Genomic DNA, 18,496 nt, shown 5'->3' with positions numbered 1-18,496 from the left:
CCTTCACAGCGCCAGCAGGTCCTCGTAAACCCGGTCGGGAAGTTCGATGTGTCCCGCCGCGAGCGCCGCGGCGCGGCTCGCCCTGCCGCGTTCGCCGGGGACGAGGATGCCGGGCGAGCCCGCGGCGGGGCGCGAGCTGCGCACGGTGTCGAGGAGGGCGCCCATCCTGGTCTCGAACTCGCCCTCGGGCAGCAGCAGATCGGGCCGCCACACCAGGAAGAGGAAGCCGAAGCTGCCGTAGTGGTCGGGCGTCAGGTCGCCACCCGCGAGCACCCCGAGGGTCTGCACCACGAGGGAGAGCGCGTAGCCCTTGTGGCCGCCCCAGGGCAGCGCGGCGCCGAGCAGCGCCGCGGCCGGGTCGGTGGTGGGCTCGCCGTCGCAGTCCACCGCGACGCCCTCGGGCAGCGGCTCCCCGACGCGCTGGGCGAGTTGGATCTCGCCCCAGGTGATCGCGGCGGTGGACAGGTCGACGACGAGGGGGTCGCCCGCGGTGGGCGCGGCGAAGGTGAACGGGTTGCTGCCGAGCACCGGTTCGCTGCCGCCGGTGGGCGCGACCATCCGGGAGGCGTGCGAGGCGTGCAGCGCCACGAGGCCCTGCCGGGCGGCGCGTTCCGTGTAGTAGCCGCTGCGGCCGCTGTAGTAGGCGTTCGCCACCGAGACGACGGCGATGCCGCTCTCGCGTGCCTTGTCGACGGCGATGTCCACGGCGCGGCGGCAGGCGACGTAGCCGAGGGTGTCCTGCCCGTCGAGCGCGGCGGAGACCGGGGTCTGACTGAGGGTGCGCACCGGGCCCGGAATCTCCTCGGGGCGCTCGCGCAGGCGCCGCAGCACCACGAGGAGGCGGGGCAGGCCCGCGAAGGTGTAGCCGGTGAGATGGGCGTCGACGAGGTGGTCGGCGACGATCCCGGCGTCCTCCTCGCCGAAGCGGTGCCTGCGCAGGATGTCGAGGGCGAGCGCGCGCGCCTCGCTGATCTTCAGTCGCATGGGTGGTGTCCTCGGGGGTCGCGTGCGGGTGCCGCGGGCGCGCGCAGCGCGTCGGTGAGCGCCCGCAGGTCGTCGGGGTGCCCGCCCAGCGAGTCCACGGCGGCGGCGAGGCGTTCCGCCCGCTCGGCGGGGAGCGCCTTGGCGGCGAGCTTGTGGTACTTCTCCCGTACGTCGGCGGCGGTGAGCGGGGCGGCGGCGCTGCCCCTGGCGTGGTCCCGGGAGCGGGTGAAGGACCGGCCGTCGCGCAGGGTGATCTCAAGCCGGGTGGCGTGCCGGTAGGCGTCGCCGAGGGCGTCGATGTCCGGGTCGGCGGCGACGGTGACAAGCCGGGAGAGCGCGGTGAGCGCGGGGTCGCGCACCCGCTCCTCGGTGAACTGGTCGACGAACGCGTCGCCGTCGGTGAGGACGGCGGCGACGATGTACGGGAGGTTCATCTGCGCGGTGGTGACGCTGTCGGGCTCGTAGTCCCAGCCGACGTGCACCTTGGTGGCGGTGGAGCAGCGCACCCGTACCGCCGCCACGTCCGCGGCCGACAGGCCCTCGGTGGCGTGCAGTTCGAGCAGCATGTCGATGGTGGGGTGGCAACTGCCGTTGGTGGAGTACGGCTTGAAGCCGATGGTGGCGGTCTCCCACACCTCGCCGAGGCCCGCGGTGAGCGGCGCGAGGTCGTGCTCGGGCGAGAACGTGCCGCAGTAGCCGCCGTACTCGGCCTCGAACAGCTCGGCGATCCCGGCGAAGCCGCGCTCGGCGAGCAGCGCCGCGTACACCCCGGACTGGGCGGCCCTCCCGGCGTGGAACCGCTTCACCATGGACCCGTACTGGGCGGCCATGAGCCCGGCGGACTGGGAGCCCGCGGTGCCGAGCGCGTCCCGCATCCCGGCGGCGTCGAGGCCGAGCAGGGACCCGGCAGCGGCGGCGGCGCCGAGGGTGCCGTGGGTGCCGGTGGGGTGCCAGCCCTGCCGCAGATGGGCGGCGCCGACGGACATCCCGGTGCGCGCGGCCACCTCGTAACCGGCGACGACGGCCGTCAGCAGCCGCTTCCCCGAGACGTCCGCGCCCCGCGCGGCGCTGTCCTCGGCGGTGGCGAGCGCCGCGGAGGTGACGACGGAGCCGGGGTGCACGATGGCGAGCTTGTGCAGGTCGTCAAGTTCGAAGGCGTGCACGGCGGTGCCGTTGACGAGCGCGGCGTGCGGCGCGGAGAGCCGGTCGGGGGTGCCCCATACGGTGCTCGGGGTGCCGGGGTCGTGCGGGGCGACGGTGTCCCGGAGGATTCCGGTCCAGCGGAGGGTGGCGCCGTACAGACCGCAGCCGAAGGTGTCGAGGAGACAGAGCCTGGTGTGCGCGACGACCTCGGGCGGGATGTCCTCGTAGCGCAACGCCGCGGCGAACGCGGCGAGTTCGGCGGTCGGGGAGGCCGGGGCCGCCGGGGACGACTGGGGTGCGGTGCTCACGCGGCGCCCTCCGAGTCCTGGGCGCCGGGGGCGGGCTGCGGTGGGTGCGGCGGCAGGCCGAGGGCGCGTGCGGGGTTGTCGTGGGTCATGGCGTGCACGGCGTCCTCGGGGACGCCGAGGGCGAGCAGGGTGGCGATGAACATGCGCAGCACCTCGGGCTGCGGCGGGTTCCACGCCTCGATGGCGTCGCTCGACATCACGCAGTGCTCCGCGCCCACCGCCTCGACCGCCTCGACGATGCGGCGCGGGTCCATCCGCTGGTGCATGGGCATGCAGCCGATGAAGACGTGCTCGATCATGCCGCCGTGCTCCACCACCTGGAGCTGCTGCTCGACGGTGGCGCCGACGGAGCCGCTGAGCGGGTGGGTGAGGACGAACCGCACCCCGCGCCGCCCGGCCTCCGCGCTCAGCTTCAGCGAGTCGGCGATGGGCAGGTGGCCGCTGGCGACGGTCATGCCGTACGCGCCCGCGATGTCGAGGATGCGCAGCACCTCGGGCAGCAGCGCCCCGTCGTCCCCGGTGACGGCGACACCGTCGGTGGAGACGGCGGCGACCGGGTCGAGCGAGCGCACCCAGGGCCGCATCCGTTCGAGGAACACGCTGTGCCTGGGCGGGTCCTGGCGGGCCGACCAGGTCGGCATCCACACCACCTTGGCGCCGGTCTGCGCCGCGACCTCCACCGAGACCGGGCTCAGACCGCCTGCCGGGGGGTTCAGCGTGATGCTGCCGAACACCTCCAACTGCGGGTAGAGCGCGCGGAGCATATGGGCGGCGGTGGTGGTGGGCCACAGATGGGACTTGACGACGTAACCGCGCAGGCCCGCCTCGACGGCCAGCCTGCCCCACTCGACGTTGTCCACCCGGGGCGGCATGCCGAGGGTGAACTCGGGATAGCCGTGCGCGTGCAGGTCGAGGGCGCCGCGCAGCAGCAGGTCGGCGCGTTCCGTGCTCATCGGGCCGCCTCCTTTCCGTTCTGTCCGTTCGGGGCCTGCGTGGTCAGTGGGTGAGGCCGAGCAGCGGCGCGAGGCTTTCTGCCGACTCGACGCGCGCCACCTCGTCGGCGAGCCGCCCGGCCTGCCCCTCGGGCAGTACGGGCCCGGCGAGCATCAGCAGCTTGTCGACGAGTTCGGTGTCGTCGAGCGGGTTGGCGACGGAGCCCTTGGGGTGGTCGACCTGTGCGGTCAGCCGCTCGCCCGCGCGGGTGGTGACGGTCATCCGGCAGGACACACCGCGCGGCAGCTCCGGGTCCTTGGTGACCCTGACCCGCTCGGACAGGCCCATGACCGCCTCGTCCGCGAGCCGTTCGTCGGCGTACTGGCCGGGCAGCGCCCTGCCCTCGGCGAAGGCGACCGCGACGGAGTAGGGGAGGCTGGTCTGTGCCTCGTGGTAGCTGCGCGGCCTGCTCACCAGGTGGTAGTCGGCCCAGGCGGGGTGCCGCTCGACCAGCACGTCGGTGATGTCGGCGGCGCCGCCGTGCTTCGACGCGTGCTCGGCGCGGATCGCGAGGGCGCAGTCGATGGCGTTGTGGATGGGGCGGGCCGCCGAGTACGGCTTGTATTCGAGTACCGCGAGGAAGCGGCGGCCGCTGCCGTCGAGGCCGTCGAGGAGCCTGTCGGTGTCGAAGCGGTCGGTGAAGGCGTGGCCGAAGCCGCGCGGCCCGTCGAGGATGGTGTCGGCGCCGGTGAAGCCCTTCAGCGCGAGCACGGCGGCGGTGACGCCGTCCCGGGCGGCGGGGCCCGGGTTGATCCGCTTCTGCATCGAGGTGCCGTACATCTCCATCAGCCCGCCCGCCTGGGCGCCCGCGAGGCCGAGGGCGCTGGTGAGCCGGTCGGTGTCGAGGCCGAGCAGGTGCCCGGCGGCGACGGCGGCGCCGAACACCCCGCAGGCGGGGGTGGTGTGGAAGCCGCGGTCGCGCAGCGACGGGTTGGCGGCCAGGCTCAGCCTGTTCATCACCTCGGCCCCGGCGAAGGCGGCGGTCAGCACGTCACGGCCGCTCGCGCCGCGCCACTCCGCGACCGCGAGCGCCGCCGACATCACGGGTGGCCCGAAGTGGAACAGGGCCTCGTCGTCGACGTCGTCGAGTTCGATGCTGTGCTCGGCCACCGCGTTGGCGAAGGCGGCGTGCACCGCGGGCACCTGCACGTCCCGGCCGATGACGGTGGCCTGGCCAGGCCCGCCGAGTTCGGCCGCGAAGTCCCCCGCGATACGGCCGCTGTCGGTGCGGCTGCCGGAGACGGCCACCCCGAGGTAGTCCGTGAGCAGCCGCTTCATCTCATGCACGCCCTCGCCCGGCACGTCCTCGAAGGTCAGCTTCGAGAACCGCTCGGCGAGCGCCCGGGATGCCGTGGGGCTGTCCTGCTTCACCACGTCGTCTTCCTTCTCTGGTCGGGGAGTTGTCGAAAGGGCCCTGCGGTGGGGGCTAGGGCGCGTCGCCGGTGGCGAGGGCGGCCAGCAGCGGCCGTACCCGCGGCGCCTCGGGCAGTGACCCGACCGCGGTGAGCAGGGCGTGCGCCCTGTCCTCGCCGACGGCGGGCACGGTGAGGCGCAGGAACTTGTCGCGGACCTCGGTGGGCGTCATCGGATTCTCCGGCTCGCCCTTGGGGGTGTCGACGCGTTCCTCGTACGAGCGGCCGTCGCGCAGGTCGACCCGGACCCGGCAGGCCCACTGGCGGGGGAAGAGCGCGGTCAGTTCCGGGTCCTCGACGACCTCCGTGCGCTGGGCGACGGCGGTGACGGCGGGGTCGGCCAGGTCGCCGGTGGAGACCTCGGAGAGCCGGGGTCCGTGCACGGCGGCGAGCGCCATGTTGAACCGGGTGCTGAGCCGGGCGCCCACCACCGTGTCGGGCTCCGACTCCTGCTCGACGGCGGTGCGGTGGGTGTACACGGTCAGCCGCTCGATGTCCGCGGGCCCGAAGGGGTCGTGCGCGGCGCGTACGCGCTGGAGCGCGTCGATCCCGGCGTGCGCGTAGCGGCAGGCGCAGTACGGCCGCAGCGACACCTCCTCGATGCCGTACGGGGCGTCGTCCGGGGGCACGAGGAGTTCGGGGTGCGTGGTGTCGGCGAAGGCGCGGAAGAAGCCCTCGTCGCCTTCGAGCACGGTGCCAGGACCCGTGAAGCCCGCGTGTGCGAGGTGTGCCACGGTGACGCCGCTGTGCGCGGGCCAGCCGCCGTGCAGCGCCATCAGCATGGACCCCTCGCGCCGGAACTCGTAGAGCCCGCCCGCGGTGCTGCCCGCGAGCCCGAGCGCCCAGGTCAGCTCGCGCCTGCCGGCGCCCAGCAGATGGCCGGCGGCCACGGCGGCGCCGAACGGGTTGCAGGTGGCGGTGGGGTGGAAGCCGCGGGCCCGGTGCGAGGGGTTGACGACGGCGCCGATGCGCACCACGGCCTCCACCCCGAGGACCACCGCGGTCAGCAGCTCGCGCCCCGAGGAGTCACCGGCCTCGGCCTGGGCGAGCGCGGCGGCGATGACGGAGGGGCCCGGGTGGGTGATGGACAGCGCGTGGGTGTCGGTGAGGCCGATGCTGTAGCCCATGGTGCCGGTGATCAGGGCGGCCGTCGCCGGGTCGAAGCCGCGGCGGCCGCGCGGCACACTGCTCGGCCCCTGGCGGCCGAGCCCGGCGAGCACGTGGTGGACTCGGCGGCCCTCCTCGGTGCTCGCGCCCGCCACGGCGACACCGAGGAAGTCGAGCACGAGCGTCCGCGCCGCGTCGAGCGCGGAGTCGGGCACATCCTCGGCGCGCCTGTCCAGCGCGTCGACGAGGGCCGCGGTGGTGGGTGTGGTCATGGCTTCCTTCGTATGCAGCTCGTATGCGGCTCGTATGCGGCTGATCGGCGGAATCGGTCACGCCGTGCGGATGGCGGCGGACGACGACGGGGGCGATCCACGCTGGTGGAAGACCGGTTCGCGGATTGCGCGTACGGACGGGGACGCGGACCGTCGGGGGACGGAAAGCCGGCCGGTACCGGCTTTACCGAGTTTGTATTTTCTGTGTATCCAGCATGTGTACACTCGCTGTCGACGATCGTCAATAATGGGGCCGGAGGTCCGGGCGGACGGTGAGTGTCCGGTCACGAAGAGGGAGGCACGGACGTGGCGATGAGCCAGGGCGACCGCGTGTACGAGCGACTGCGCGAGGACATCGTCGAGTGGCGGCTCCCGCCGGGCGCGCCGCTCGGCGAGAGCGATCTCGCCGAGCGCCTTGAGGTCTCCCGCACCCCGCTGCGCGCGGCGATCCAGCGCCTCGCCCACGAGGGCCTCGTGGTGGTGGCGCACGGCAGGGGCGCGTCGGTCGCGGACATCTCGCTGGACAACGTCGTGAAGCTGTTCCAGATGCGGGAGGCGCTGGAGAGCTACGCGGTGCGGCTGTGCGCCCGGCAGAGCCCGGCGGCCAAGGGCACGTTCGAGCGGCTGCGGGTGGAACTCGAAGCGGCGCGCGAGGAGTTGAGGAGCGGTCAGGTCTCCGACGAGTACCGCTCGTACTACCGGCTCATCGGCGGCTTCGACGACGCGGTGGACGCGGGCGCCGACAACCCCTATCTGCTCTCCGCGCTGCGCGACCTGCGCGGCCATCTGCACCGGCTGCGGCGGATCGCGCGGCGCAGGCCGGACCGGATGGTGACCACGGCCGACGAGCACCTGGCGATCTGCCGGGCCATCTGCGACGGCGACGAGGTGCTGGCCGCACAGGCCGTCGCCGTCCACATACACAACAGCCTGCGCAACATCCTCACCGCGCTGACCGAGGACGTCGCGGGACCCGCCCTGCTCGGGGTGCTCCAGCAGCCGCCCGCGGCACCGTCGGCGGCGCCACCCGCGGGGGGACACACCCCCGCCCACGCTTCGGACTCCCCCGAACCGGCAGAACGGCGTACGACATGAGGGACATCGAGAGCGACGCGGGCCCGACCACGGCCCGCAGGCTGCGCACCCGGGTCACCGAGGGCCCGCTGCTCGTGGTGCCCGGCGCGGCCAACGCACTGGCGGCGCGGATCGTCGAGGACACCGGCTTCGAGGCGGTGTACGTGTCGGGCGCCGGGGTCGCCAACACCTATCTCGGCGCCCCCGACATCGGGCTCGTGACCCTGACCCAGCTCGCCGAGCACGTGGCCGCCATCCGGGACGCGGTGTCGCTGCCGCTGGTGGTGGACGCCGACACCGGCTTCGGGAACGCCATAGGCGTGGCCCACACCGTGCGCACCCTGGAGCGCGCGGGGGCCGACGCCGTCCAGATCGAGGACCAGGCGTCCCCGAAGAAGTGCGGCCACTTCGAGGGCAAGCAACTGGTGTCCACCGCCGAGATGGTGCAGAAGGTGCACGCCGCGGTCGACGCGCGGCGCGACGACGACGTGCTGGTCATCGCCAGGACCGACGCCCGCGCGGGCGAGGGCTTCGAGGCGGCCGTGGAGCGCGCCCGCGCCTATCTGGAGGCGGGCGCCGACGTCGGCTTCGTGGAGGCGCCGCAGACGGTCGAGGAGATGCACAGGGTCCCGGCGCTGCTGTCCGCGCCGCAGGTGGTCAACCTGGTCGAGGGCGGCCGTACCCCGCTGCTCCCGCTCTCGCAGCTCGCCGACTTCCGCATCGCGCTGTACGCCAACGCCTCCCTCCAGGGCGCGGTCAAGGGCATGCAGCGGGTGCTGTCGGCGCTGCATGCCACCGGCTCCCTCGACGCCGCGCTCGACGACCTCGCGCCGTGGAAGGAGCGGCAGCGCGTGGTGCGCAAGCCGGCGTTCGACGAGCTGGAGACGCGGTACGCACACGTCGACTAGGGCGCGCAGGGGCGCCGGGCGCCCGGCTCAGGCCCAGGGGGTGTAGCCGCCGTCCACGCGGATCGTGCGGATGGCGCTGATGTGGCGGGCGCCGCAGCGGTCCTGGGGCAGGACGAGCTGGGGTCCCGCGCGGTCGAGCCCGGCGCCGTCGATGCTGACCGCGAGCAGCACGGGCGCCCGCCCGAAGTCCGGGTCGATCTCCGCCCAGGACAGCAGCGCGCGGTGGCCGTCGGTGCCGCAGACCGCGATGAGGAAGCGGAGCCGGTCCTTGCGGCGCGCGGGGTCGAAGCCGGGGCCCGCGTCCGCCAGCACGTCGTGCAGCAGCGGCCCGGCGAACCGGTGGCGCTGGGTGCCGCTCGTGGCGCACTCGAAGCTCACCTCGGCCGCGTGCTGGGGCCAGCAGAGCAGGTCGGGCACGGTCAGCTCGGCGGGGCGGACGAGGTCGCCGCTGAGGACGAGCCGTGCCGCGGGGCCTGTGGCTCTCCCGGTGGCGGTGAGGGTCTGGCTCACGGGCTACCACCTCCCGCTCGACCGTACCCGAACCGGGCCGCCGTGAAAACGCGGTTGCCAGCCTTGTGGGGCCCGGGATGCCGCTTGTGCGAGCGAGGGAGGAGTGCCGCCCCCGCATCTGCGCCGTGGCGGCCGGGCGGCGCGTGGTCCGCGGGCGGCGCGGTGCATGGGCCCCGTGTTCCAGGGCAGCCGACCCACAGAGGGATCGGCAGTGACACGCACGACGACCCTCATCAGGAGGTGACCCCCGTGTTCAGTGCGATCGCGGATGTCTTCAGGGCGATCGGTGGCGCCATCGCCACCGTCGTCACCCTGCCCTTCCGCCTGGTGGCACGCCTCTTCGGCGGCGCCGCGGACAGCGCCCACGGCCACCACTAGCGAGCAGCCGCAGACGGCGGCCATCACCAGCAAGCAGCCCCGGACGGACCCGTCCCGCGGCGAGTGGCCCGGCCACCCGCCGCGGGCGGCCTATCCGCCCGCGCCCCCGGCCAGCGCCAGCGCGCCAAGCAGCGCCATCCCCGCCAGGGTCCAGGCGACGTAGTCGCCGATGTGGCCCGAGTGGAGGCGGCGCAGCAGGCGGGTGGCGGCGCTCGCCCACCGCGCCGTGCGGCGCGGGCGGTCGGGCGCGTGGCCGTGCCGCACGGCGCGGGCGGCGAGCGCCGCTGCCGCCGCCGTGGAGAGCAGGCCGAGCAGCACGCCCGCCAGGGTCCAGTGCGGTGGCGGTGTCCGCTCCCCCGGCGCCGCCAGTGAGCGGCCGACGAGCCGGGCGAAGCCGGGCACCGCGCCCGTCAGCAGACAGGACGCGAGCAGTGCGGCGGGCACCAGCAGCATGGTGGCCGGCACCCGGAAGATCGGGGAGCGGGTCTCGGGCTCCTCGCCCCCGCCGCTCGTCTCGTAGCCGGGGGTGACAGGCGGCGGCTCGCCACGGCCGCCGAACACCCGGGCCCAGACCCGCAGCACCGCGCCCCCGGTGACGGCGGACACCGCCACGAAGAGCACCGCGGCCGCCGCGCCGCCCGCCTCCTCCGACGCGGCCTTGCCGAGCGCCGTGCCGAACGGCGGCAGCCCGGCCAGCGCGAGGCCGCCGAGCAGGAACAGCGCCCCCATCGCCGGGAGATCGCGGGCGCGGCCGTGCAACTCGCGCTCGTCGACGCTGCCGTAGCGGTCGAGCAGCACCCCGGTGCCCGCGAACAGGGCGGCCTTGGCGCCGCCGTGGCCGAGCAGGTAGAGGGCGGTGCCGTCGCGGCCCGCCGGGGTGCCGAGCCCGATGCCGACCAGGAAGAGCCCGGTGTGCGCGACGGTGGAGAACGCCAGCAGCCGTTTGATGTGCCGCTGCTGCCAGCACATCACCGCGCCGACCAGGGCGGTGAGCACCCCGAGCGGTACGAGGACGGCCGCCACCTCGGCGGTGGACAGCACCCCGGGCGCCGTGAAGATCGTGTCGCACACCCGCCACACCCCGTAGCTGCCCAGCTCCACCATGACGCCGGAGAGCAGCATGCACACCGGGGTGGGCGCGACCGCGTGCGCGTCGGGGAGCCAGAAGTGGAAGGGCACGGCGGCCGCCTTGACCAGGAGCCCGGTCAGCACCAGCACCAGGGCGGCGAGCACCAGCGCGTCGGGGCCGCCGTGCAGCCGCTCGCCGATGCGCCGCATGTTCAGCTCCCCGGTGCGCGCGTACAGCAGCGCGATGCCCATCAGCATGGCGTACGCGCCGAAGGAGTTGACGACACCGAAGGTGAGGGGGCCCTGCACCGCCCTGGCCTCCTCGACGCGGTAGCCGGTGAGCGCGTACGCGACCACGCTCATCAGCTCGAAGAACACGAACGCGTTGAACAGGTCGGCGGTCAGCGCGAATCCGCACATGCCGCCCTGGAAGAGCAGGACGAGCCCGGGGAAGGAGCCCGCGTGGCCCTCGGGCGGCTCGTCGAAGTACCGCCAGGCGTAGCCGAGTACGGCGACCACCAGCAGCGACACCAGGGCGGCGAGTCCCGTGCCCGCGCGGTCGCCGCCCAACTCGATGCCGACGCCGCCGTGTTCGGGACGCCAGCCGCCCACCCACAGGGCGGGGCGGGCGGCGCCGAGCAGCACGGTGAGGCAGAGCGCCGCCGTGGCCGCGGCGACGGCGAGCCCGAGGAGTTCGGCGACGCGCCGGGTCAGCCGCCGCCCCGCGGCGATCTCCAGGGCGGCGCCCAGCAGCGGCACCGCCACCACGAGCGGCAGCAGGCCGCTCATCCGCGCAGCTCGGTCAGCTCGTCGGGCACCACCGTGCCGTGCCGCTTGGCGACCTGGACCACCAGGGCGAGCAGCAGCGCGGTGACGGTCGCGCCGACCACCACGTCGGTGAGCGTGAGCGCCTGCACCACCGGGTCGACGACGGGCCGCGACCCGGGGCGGATGTCGGAGAACACCGGCGCGGTGCCGCCGCGCCGGTAGCCGACCGCGAGCAGCAGCACGTACGTGGCGCACTGGCACACGGACAGACAGCCGACCGCGTGCACCAGATGGCGGCTCGTGGCGAGCCCGTAGCAGCCGACGAGGAAGATCCACCCGGCGGTGAAGTACGGCAGCACGGACATCAGCGGGCCCTTTCGTGGTGGCGGTGGCTCACCGCTCCGGCTCCCGGTGCTCGCCCGGCCCGGTGATCTCCACGGCCTGGTCGAGGAACCCGGCGAGCAGCACCACCACCGCGCAGGCGACCTCCATGCCGACGGCGGCGTTCAGCAGCGGCACGGTGCCGCCGGACGGCAGGGTGCCGAAGGTGCCGAGCGGCAGGGTGTTGGCGAGGTAGGAGGCGCCGCCGAGCAGCCCGGCCGTGCCGAGCAGCACGTACGCGGCCTCGCCCGCGGCGTCCGCGATCTCGTAGGGCGCGACGGGGCGCACCCGTTCGAGGGCGCGGTAGTCGACGGCGATGTACAGCAGGTGGACGGCGGTGGCGACGACGACACCGCCCTGGAAGCCGCCGCCGGGGCTGAGTTGCCCGTGCCCGACGACGTACAGGCCGATCAGCACGGTGACCGGGAGCAGCGCGAGCGCGTAGCGGCGCAGCGGTGCCCGCACCGGCTCGGGGCCCGGCGCGACATGGCGCTCGCCGCGGGTCTGGCGCAGCAGGACGGCGGTGCCGAGCACGGAGCCGAAGAGGATGGACTCCTCGCCGAGGGTGTCGAAGGCGCGCTGGTCGAAGTTGACGGCGGAGATGACGTTGGCGGTGTGGTGCGCGAGCGCGGCCCGCACCGCCCGCTGCCCGTACGGGTGGTGGGCGGCGCCGAAGTCGGGCAGGTCGAGGAAGGCGGCGGTGAACAGGGCGGCGAGCGCCAGCAGCCCGGCGGTGAGCAGCAGGGTGCGGGCGCGGGTGCTCACGGGCGCCTCCCGCGTCCGCCGCCGCCGTCGCCCGGCGGGTTCCGTTCGGCGCGGCGGCGCACCTTGCGCACCGACAGCAGGATCAGCAGCGGGGTCAGCGCGGAGCCGACGGCGACCTGGGAGAGGGCCACGTCGGGGGCCTGGAACACCGTGAAGAGCACCGCGAGCAGCAGCCCGAGCACGGCGAGCACCAGCGCCTGCCGCTGCGGGTCGCGCACCAGCACCGCGGCGGTGGCGGCCGCGGCGACCAGCAGCAGCGCGAGGGCCACGAGCGCGTCAGCCACGGCCGCCCCCGCTCGCCTCGGCGGTGGTGAGGGCGCGGGAGGCCACGGCGTTGCCGGCGATCAGCAGGGCGCCGGCCACCAGCGGTTTGACGGTGGCGCGGCCCGGCGGCGCGGCCACCGCGAGGGCGATCGTTACGGCCGCCGCGGCGGCGACGGTCGCCGCGGTCAGCGGGGCGGCGTGCGGTGGGTCGCGGCGCAGGTCGGCGGCGAAGAGGCGGGCGAACACCAGGGTGCCCACGGGGCCGAGCACCGCGAGCACCAGACCGACGTCGAGGTAGGCGGGTCTCGCGTAGCCCTGCGCGAGGAGCAGCACCGCGAGGCAGAGCAGCGACGTCGCCACGTTCTGGGCGAGCACCCTGCGGTGCAGCGGCCCGCTCGCCACCCCCCACACTCCCGCCGTGCCACCCACCGCGAGCGCGGCGAACGCGGCGGCGAGCCAGCCGTTCACCGCTCGGCCACCGCGCGCCTCGCGGCGTGCGCCGCCAGCCCGGCGAGCAGCGCGGCGGCGCCTCCCACCGCCAGCTCCCACCCGTCCACCGGCCCGATCAGCAGCAGCCACAGCACCCACAGCGCGACCCCCCACCCCGCGACCTCCACGGCGGTGGCCGCCGCCCCGCCGCCCGACCTCTGCACACGCCCCTCCGTCCGCTCGTACGGCGCCCGTCTCCCGATCCAAGCACCGGGCCCGCGGCGGCCCGCGCGGCGCGCGCGGGGCGCACGGGTGGTGTCCGCGGGCCGCGCGCCGCGGGCACGAGGCGGCGGCCTCCGGCTCACGCGGCGCCCGTCCGGCTCACGCGGTGCCGGTGGTGCCGCCCTCGGTGCCCGCCGTGGTGGCGGCGCCGCGGCCCGCGTCGGTGCCCATGCCGGGGGCGACGGAGCCCTCGTCGGAGACGGCGAGGGCCACCTTGGTCCAGCCCGCCTCGCGGCGGTCGAAGGTGCGGTACGCGTCGACGGCGTCCTCGGTGATGGACCAGCGGGTGATCAGCGGCGTCGGGTCGAGCGCCCCGGAGGCGACGAGGCCGACCAGGTCAGGTATGTAGCGGCGGTGGTTGCAGTTGCCCATCCGCAGCGTCAGGTTCTTCATGAAGGCCTCGCCGAAGGGGTACGCCTCCACGTTCGGCGGGTAGACGCCGACGGTGCCGATGGTGCCCGCCTTGGCGACCATGTCGACGGCCCAGCGGGCCGCGAGCGACGGCGCGTCCCCCGGCACCCAGGTGTCGCCCTCGGGGCGCGCCCGGGGCGCCACCGCGCGCCGCTCCCTGTCGAACTCCTCGGAGAGGCCGCTGAGTTCGTCGGCCGCGGGGCCGAGCGAAGGCCGCTGCGCGTCGACACCGACCGCGTCGACGACCCGGTCGACCCCGATGCCGCCCGTCATCTCGCGGATGGCGACCACCGGGTTCTCCTCGTTGAAGTCGACCACCTCGGCGTGCTGGTCGCGGGCGAGCCGCAGCCGGTCGGGCACCCCGTCCACCACGATCACCCGGCCCGCGCCCTGGAGCCGTGCGCACGCGATCGCCGCCTGCCCCACGGGACCCGCGCCGAGGATGGCGACGGTGTGTCCCGCGTGCACGGTGGCGAGCCGGGCGCCGAACCAGGCGGTGGGGTAGATGTCCGACAGCATGATGGCCTGGGCGTCGTCCACCGAGTCGGGCAGCGGCACGAGCCCGACGTGCGCGAACGGTACCCGCGCGTACTCGGCCTGGAGCCCGTCGAGGCCGCCCGCGGCCTCAGGACCGCCGAAGAACACCGTTCCGGCGAGCCTGCCGCCGGGGTTGGCGTTGTCGCACTGCGCGTAGTAGCCGGCCCGGCAGTAGCTGCACACCCCGCACGCCACCGTGGACGGCACCACCACCCGGTCGCCCGGACGCAGGTTGCGCACCCCGGGGCCGATCTCCTCGACGACACCCACCGCCTCGTGCCCGAGCACCCGGCCCTCCTTCATGCCGGGCATGGTGCCGCGCACGAAGTGCAGATCGGTGCCGCAGATCGCGGAGGTGGTGATCCGTACGACCGCGTCGTAGGGATCGCGGATGCCGGGGTCGGGGACCTCTTCGAGCCGGATGTCACCGACGTCGTGCCAGATCACGGCCTTCATGGGGTGCTCTCCCTCGACGCTGTGGAAACGTGCCGGGAGGCGGGTAGCCAGCGCGGGGCCGGACAAACATGCCGTTCCGGGCCGTATCGGCCCCTGCCGCGCGGGCCCGCGCCGGGCCGGGCGCCGGGGTGTGAGCCGTCCGGGAACCAGGGCCATCGCACGGGGTGGTGCCAGTGACACCCCCAACCCACGTGTCACGCCCATCGTGGCCCAACTCCCGCTCTCCATAGTGTTACTTCCACACCACGGAGGCGCCGACGAGGCACCCGGAACCGTTGTCCACTAGGGAGAGAACCATGAAGAAGAAGCTGCTCTGGTCCGTCGCCGCGATCGCCGTCGTGGGCGGATTCGTGGTGGGCATGCCGAACCTCGGCCTCCTCGACGACGACGGTGACAAGGACGGCAAGGCGGACGCCGCCGACATGGCCACCACGGCCGCCGGCCTCGACCAGGTCAAGGTGCCCCCGGTCGAGTGGGGCAAGTGCCCCGCCGCCCCCGACGGCTTCCAGGTGGACCCCGGGCAGACCTGCGGCACGGTCAGTGTCCCGCTCGACTACCGGCACCCCGAGGGCAGGAAGATCGAGATAGCGGTCTCCCGCATCGCCGCCACCGACAAGGCGAAGCGCCGCGGGGTGCTGCTGCTGAACCCGGGCGGCCCCGGCAACGAGGGGCTCAACCAGCCCAGCCTCTTCGACCAGACCGCGAGCAAGGCCGAGAAGGCGGCCTACGACAGAATCGGCTTCGACCCCCGCGGCGTCGGCCACAGCACCCCCGTGACCTGCGGACTCGACCCCGACGAGACCATGCCGCCCTATCCGTACCCGGACAAGGACGGCTCCATCGACAAGAACGTCGCCCACGCCAAGGACGCCGCACAGCGCTGCGCCAAGAACTCCGGCGACCTGCTGCCGTACATCACCACCGCCAACACCGCCCGCGACATGGACCTCGTCCGCAGGGCGCTCGGCGAGGAGAAGATCTCGTACTGGGGCAACTCCTACGGCACCTACCTCGGCGCCGCCTACGCCACCCTCTTCCCCGGCCACACCGACCGGATGACGCTGGACAGCGCCGTCGACCCGGAGAAGATCTGGTACGGCGTCTTCAGCCAGCAGAGCAAGGGCGTCGCGGTGCGCTTCCCCGACGTCGCGGCCTATGCCGCGCAGCACCAGGACGAGGTCGGCTTCGGCGCCACCCCCGAGGCCGTCACCACCGCCTACACCGAACTGCTCGGCCGCCTCGACGACAAGGCGCTCACCGTCCCCGGCGCCGCGGTGAAACTGGACGGCAACATCCTGCGCTACCTCACGTCCAGCCTGCTCACCGCCGACCAGCAGTTCCCGATGCTCACCCAGGTGTGGCGCGCCACGGCCGACCTGGCCGACGGGAAGGCCACCGACGAGGAGACCGCCGCGCTCCAGCAGATCCTGGTGCTCGCCAGCCCGAGCGCCAACACCTCGCCCGGCGTCCCGGAGGACAACGCCATCGCCGCCGCCTACGCCGTCGCCTGCGACGACGTGAGCTGGCCGAAGGACGTGAAGGTGTACGAGCGCAACGTGGCGAGGGACCGCGCGCAGTACCCGCTCACCGCGGGCTCCCAGGCCGACATCTGGCCCTGCGCCTTCTGGGCCGACAAGCCCGTCGAGAAGCCCGTCGAGATCACCGACAAGGGCCGCCACAACATCCTGATCCTTCAGAACGAGCGCGACCCCAACGCCACCCTGGACTCCGGCAAGGGCATGCACAAGGCGCTCGGCAAGCGCTCCACGATGGTCACCGTGGAGGCGGGCGGCCACGGTGTCTACGGCAACCCGGGCGCGGGCGAGTGCGCCTCCAAGCTCGCGGACGCCTACATGGTCGACGGCAAGCTCCCCGCCCACGACACCCACTGCGCCGCCCCGGCGGAGTAACGCCCCACCCCGCACCCGGAGTTGCACCGGCGGACCGCATGAGGAACACAGGGCCCGCGGCCACGAGCGTCACACCCCGCTCGTGGCCGCGGGCCCTTTTCTCTGCGACTCGCTCCGTACCCGGCGCCGGGCGCCGGGGCCCTGCCACCCCCGTCCGGCATACGCGGAGGGCGCCTTGACACGCCGGGATGCCCGGTATGTAATCGCGCCCGTGGTGACGACCGACGCCGCTGCGGGGGCGGTGCCGCGCTGCCCCGTGCCCGGCCACGAAGGCAGCAAGGTGGTACTCGGCGGGCGTTACGGCACCCCGGGACGGCGGCGGCAGCTCTATGTCTGCAACATGCCGAAGCCCGGCTCCACTTCGCCCTACCACCGCTTCTCCGCCCCGCTGACCGTGCCCATCCCGGCCCCCGCCGACGCCCCCGACGACCGCGCGGACGCCGCCCTGGCCGAGGCCCCCGAGGAGCTGCGCACCGCCCGCAAGTACCAGTTCACCGCCTACGACATCGCCTCGGGACTCGTCTCGGTGGCCCGCGGCGCGAGTTACGCGCAGGCGGGCCAGGAGGTGCGCGAGCGCGCCGTGCGCCGCTGGGCCGGGGCCGACCGGGGGCGCCGCCACGGCACCCTGGTCTCCGACTGGGTGGAGGTGTACGCGAGCGCGCTCTGGCAGGCCCAGGCGCCCTACCAGGACACCTGGCCCGGCACGGTGTTCGTCGGGGTGCTCGCGCTGCCCGCCGTGCGGCAGGGCCGCACCGCGCCCGCGTCGGGGCTCGCGTTCTCGGTGTTCCTCGCGATGGCCCACGACGAGCGCGGCACGCCCGTCGTCTTCGACGTCATGGTGTCGTCGGGCACGGGCGCCGCGCACTGGACGGAGTTCCTGCGCGGCCTCGCGCGCTCCCGCCCCGGCCGCCCGGCCCGTATCGTCGGCGACGGCTCGGCCGCGCTCACCCACGCGGTACGCGTCGTATGGCCGCAGGAGCGCGAGTCCGCGGCGGTCGCGCTGTGGCACGACGAGCACCTGATGCGCCAGGAGGCCCGCCGCATCTGCCGCGACCACGGCCTCGACCGCCGTGGCACCCCCCTCTGGTCGGCCCTCCAGCGCGCCTGGCGCTCCAGAGCCGACTGGGACCGCTTCACCGCCGAGGCGGCCCGCCACCGCCTCCCCGAACTCGACCGCTGGCTCGCCCGCACCGCCCCCGTCATGGAGCGCCAGCTCGCCGCGAGGACGCCGGACGCCCCCACCTCACGCCAGATGGTGCGCGGCACCCTTGACCGCCTGGAGACCCGCCTCACCGCCCGCAGAAGCGCCTTCGGCAACCGCACACGCACCGGCCTCCTGCTCCGCCTCATGGCCCTCGACCTCTCGGGCCTGGCCCGCGCGCACGGCTGGGCCGACCTGATCTGCGTATGGCTGGAACGCACCGGCGGCAGACCCACCACATCCCAACGCCAGATAGCCGACCGCTCGGGCCCTTCCCTCCGCACGAGGAGCGCGTCCGCGCGGCGTGACACATGAGGTGAACGGCTTCCGCCGTGATACCCGCCACACCACAGGCCGCGTGAGAGCCCCGAGCCCCGTGTGAGACCCGAGCCCCAGGCGGCCCGAGCCCAAATCCCCCGTGGGTCAACTCCCGCCGCGAAAACAGGCATACACGCACCCCTCAGGGCTAAGTGGGAGAGCCCCGAGCCAAACTCCACACGCCCCAGCCCCCCATCGTGGAAACAGGGATACACAAAACCCCCGGGCTTCCGTGGAGACAGAGAGACGGCAACCCGGGTGTCAATGAAATGCGACGCCCGTTGACACCCCCAAAGAGGGCTGCGCATACTCGTCGCATGAATCCGGCTGCTGAGCTTCTCGTGCGGCGACGGTACCTCGACTTCGTTCTCTACCGCGGGGCCGTCTGTCGCTAGCCCCGCGTGCGCGCGCCCCGCGGTCCTCCTGACCTGCCCGGGCGCCCCGTGCCCGCGCCGACGCCGGGAGCCCCGGCCGTATCGGCGCGCCTCGCCCCAGGACCCGTAGCTCCCGCGGTGGTTCTCTCCGGTGTGCGTTCCCGCCCGTCGACGTGGCGGGGGTGGCGCGGGGTGTGCCCGCGCCCGCACCGGGCCCGCGGCCCGCACCCTCCCCGGTGCCGA

The 18,496-nt window shown here is 74.3% G+C and carries 18 protein-coding genes; 5 read left to right on the top strand and 13 right to left on the bottom strand.

Going from position 1 to position 18,496, the window contains the following annotated elements; translation table 11 throughout:
- Window positions 1-3: 3 nt before the first annotated feature.
- Genes ACIBIW_RS18200 through ACIBIW_RS18180 form a run of 5 tightly spaced genes read right to left on the bottom strand, consistent with a single transcriptional unit; the run spans window position 4 to window position 6,219 of the window.
- Window positions 4-984, bottom strand: coding sequence for an Ldh family oxidoreductase (locus ACIBIW_RS18200; protein ID WP_399337222.1), 981 nt, complete (start codon window positions 982-984; stop codon window positions 4-6).
- Entirely contained in the window at window positions 975-2,435 is a 1,461-nt protein-coding gene (locus ACIBIW_RS18195) for an MmgE/PrpD family protein (protein WP_399337220.1), read from the bottom strand. Before ACIBIW_RS18195 ends, ACIBIW_RS18200 begins: the two co-directional genes overlap by 10 nt.
- Complete coding sequence (locus ACIBIW_RS18190; RefSeq protein ID WP_399337218.1) at window positions 2,432-3,388, bottom strand: DUF6282 family protein; 957 nt, start codon at window positions 3,386-3,388, stop codon at window positions 2,432-2,434. The genes ACIBIW_RS18195 and ACIBIW_RS18190 overlap by 4 nt, the downstream gene beginning before the upstream one ends.
- Before the next feature lie 43 nt (window positions 3,389-3,431).
- Window positions 3,432-4,802, bottom strand: a complete 1,371-nt coding sequence (locus tag ACIBIW_RS18185) for an MmgE/PrpD family protein (protein ID WP_399337216.1) — start codon at window positions 4,800-4,802, stop codon at window positions 3,432-3,434.
- A 52-nt stretch (window positions 4,803-4,854) separates the two neighbouring features.
- Window positions 4,855-6,219, bottom strand: coding sequence for an MmgE/PrpD family protein (locus ACIBIW_RS18180; protein WP_399337214.1), 1,365 nt, complete (start codon window positions 6,217-6,219; stop codon window positions 4,855-4,857).
- Window positions 6,220-6,531: 312 nt separating this feature from the next.
- On the opposite strand from ACIBIW_RS18180, the gene ACIBIW_RS18175 reads away from it, so the two are divergent.
- Entirely contained in the window at window positions 6,532-7,314 is a 783-nt protein-coding gene (locus tag ACIBIW_RS18175; RefSeq protein ID WP_399337607.1) for a GntR family transcriptional regulator, read from the top strand.
- Window positions 7,311-8,201 carry an oxaloacetate decarboxylase gene (locus tag ACIBIW_RS18170; protein WP_399337212.1) on the top strand — a complete coding sequence of 297 codons (891 nt, stop codon included), beginning with the start codon at window positions 7,311-7,313 and terminating at the stop codon, window positions 8,199-8,201. Before ACIBIW_RS18175 ends, ACIBIW_RS18170 begins: the two co-directional genes overlap by 4 nt.
- Window positions 8,202-8,228: 27 nt before the next feature.
- Here the strand turns inward: ACIBIW_RS18170 and ACIBIW_RS18165 are convergent, their stop codons facing one another.
- Window positions 8,229-8,711 carry a molybdopterin-dependent oxidoreductase gene (locus tag ACIBIW_RS18165; protein ID WP_399337210.1) on the bottom strand — a complete coding sequence of 161 codons (483 nt, stop codon included), beginning with the start codon at window positions 8,709-8,711 and terminating at the stop codon, window positions 8,229-8,231.
- Window positions 8,712-8,960: 249 nt separating this feature from the next.
- On the opposite strand from ACIBIW_RS18165, the gene ACIBIW_RS18160 reads away from it, so the two are divergent.
- Complete coding sequence (locus ACIBIW_RS18160) at window positions 8,961-9,089, top strand: LPFR motif small protein (protein ID WP_399337208.1); 129 nt, start codon at window positions 8,961-8,963, stop codon at window positions 9,087-9,089.
- Window positions 9,090-9,179: 90 nt separating this feature from the next.
- Here the strand turns inward: ACIBIW_RS18160 and ACIBIW_RS18155 are convergent, their stop codons facing one another.
- The 7 genes from ACIBIW_RS18155 to ACIBIW_RS18125 all read right to left on the bottom strand — a co-directional run bounded on the left by ACIBIW_RS18155 (window position 9,180) and on the right by ACIBIW_RS18125 (window position 14,450).
- Window positions 9,180-10,946 (bottom strand): complex I subunit 5 family protein, encoded by a 1,767-nt coding sequence (locus tag ACIBIW_RS18155; RefSeq protein WP_399337206.1) that lies wholly within the window; start codon window positions 10,944-10,946, stop codon window positions 9,180-9,182.
- Entirely contained in the window at window positions 10,943-11,290 is a 348-nt protein-coding gene (locus ACIBIW_RS18150; protein WP_399337205.1) for a sodium:proton antiporter, read from the bottom strand. Before ACIBIW_RS18150 ends, ACIBIW_RS18155 begins: the two co-directional genes overlap by 4 nt.
- 28 nt (window positions 11,291-11,318) lie before the next feature.
- A complete protein-coding gene (locus ACIBIW_RS18145) occupies window positions 11,319-12,071 on the bottom strand; it encodes an MnhB domain-containing protein (RefSeq protein ID WP_399337203.1) in 753 nt (250 codons plus the stop codon).
- Window positions 12,068-12,355 (bottom strand): Na(+)/H(+) antiporter subunit B, encoded by a 288-nt coding sequence (locus ACIBIW_RS18140; protein WP_399337201.1) that lies wholly within the window; start codon window positions 12,353-12,355, stop codon window positions 12,068-12,070. Before ACIBIW_RS18140 ends, ACIBIW_RS18145 begins: the two co-directional genes overlap by 4 nt.
- Window positions 12,348-12,803, bottom strand: a complete 456-nt coding sequence (locus ACIBIW_RS18135) for an MrpF/PhaF family protein (protein ID WP_399337199.1) — start codon at window positions 12,801-12,803, stop codon at window positions 12,348-12,350. The genes ACIBIW_RS18140 and ACIBIW_RS18135 overlap by 8 nt, the downstream gene beginning before the upstream one ends.
- A complete protein-coding gene (locus ACIBIW_RS18130) occupies window positions 12,800-12,988 on the bottom strand; it encodes a hypothetical protein (RefSeq protein WP_399337197.1) in 189 nt (62 codons plus the stop codon). The genes ACIBIW_RS18135 and ACIBIW_RS18130 overlap by 4 nt, the downstream gene beginning before the upstream one ends.
- Window positions 12,989-13,145: 157 nt before the next feature.
- Complete coding sequence (locus ACIBIW_RS18125) at window positions 13,146-14,450, bottom strand: zinc-dependent alcohol dehydrogenase (RefSeq protein ID WP_399337195.1); 1,305 nt, start codon at window positions 14,448-14,450, stop codon at window positions 13,146-13,148.
- Window positions 14,451-14,746: 296 nt separating this feature from the next.
- On the opposite strand from ACIBIW_RS18125, the gene ACIBIW_RS18120 reads away from it, so the two are divergent.
- Together ACIBIW_RS18120 and ACIBIW_RS18115 are read left to right on the top strand one after the other, a co-directional pair.
- Window positions 14,747-16,360, top strand: coding sequence for an alpha/beta hydrolase (locus ACIBIW_RS18120; RefSeq protein ID WP_399337193.1), 1,614 nt, complete (start codon window positions 14,747-14,749; stop codon window positions 16,358-16,360).
- A gap of 211 nt (window positions 16,361-16,571) precedes the next feature.
- A complete protein-coding gene (locus ACIBIW_RS18115) occupies window positions 16,572-17,876 on the top strand; it encodes a hypothetical protein (RefSeq protein WP_399337191.1) in 1,305 nt (434 codons plus the stop codon).
- Window positions 17,877-18,496: the final 620 nt, after the last annotated feature.

It is taken from the genome of Streptomyces sp. NPDC050560 (assembly GCF_044457285.1).
Taxonomy (GTDB): Bacteria; Actinomycetota; Actinomycetes; order Streptomycetales; family Streptomycetaceae; genus Streptomyces.
The sequence above is the reverse complement of the archived record's forward strand: the minus strand, read 5'-3'. Positions and strand labels throughout refer to the sequence as shown.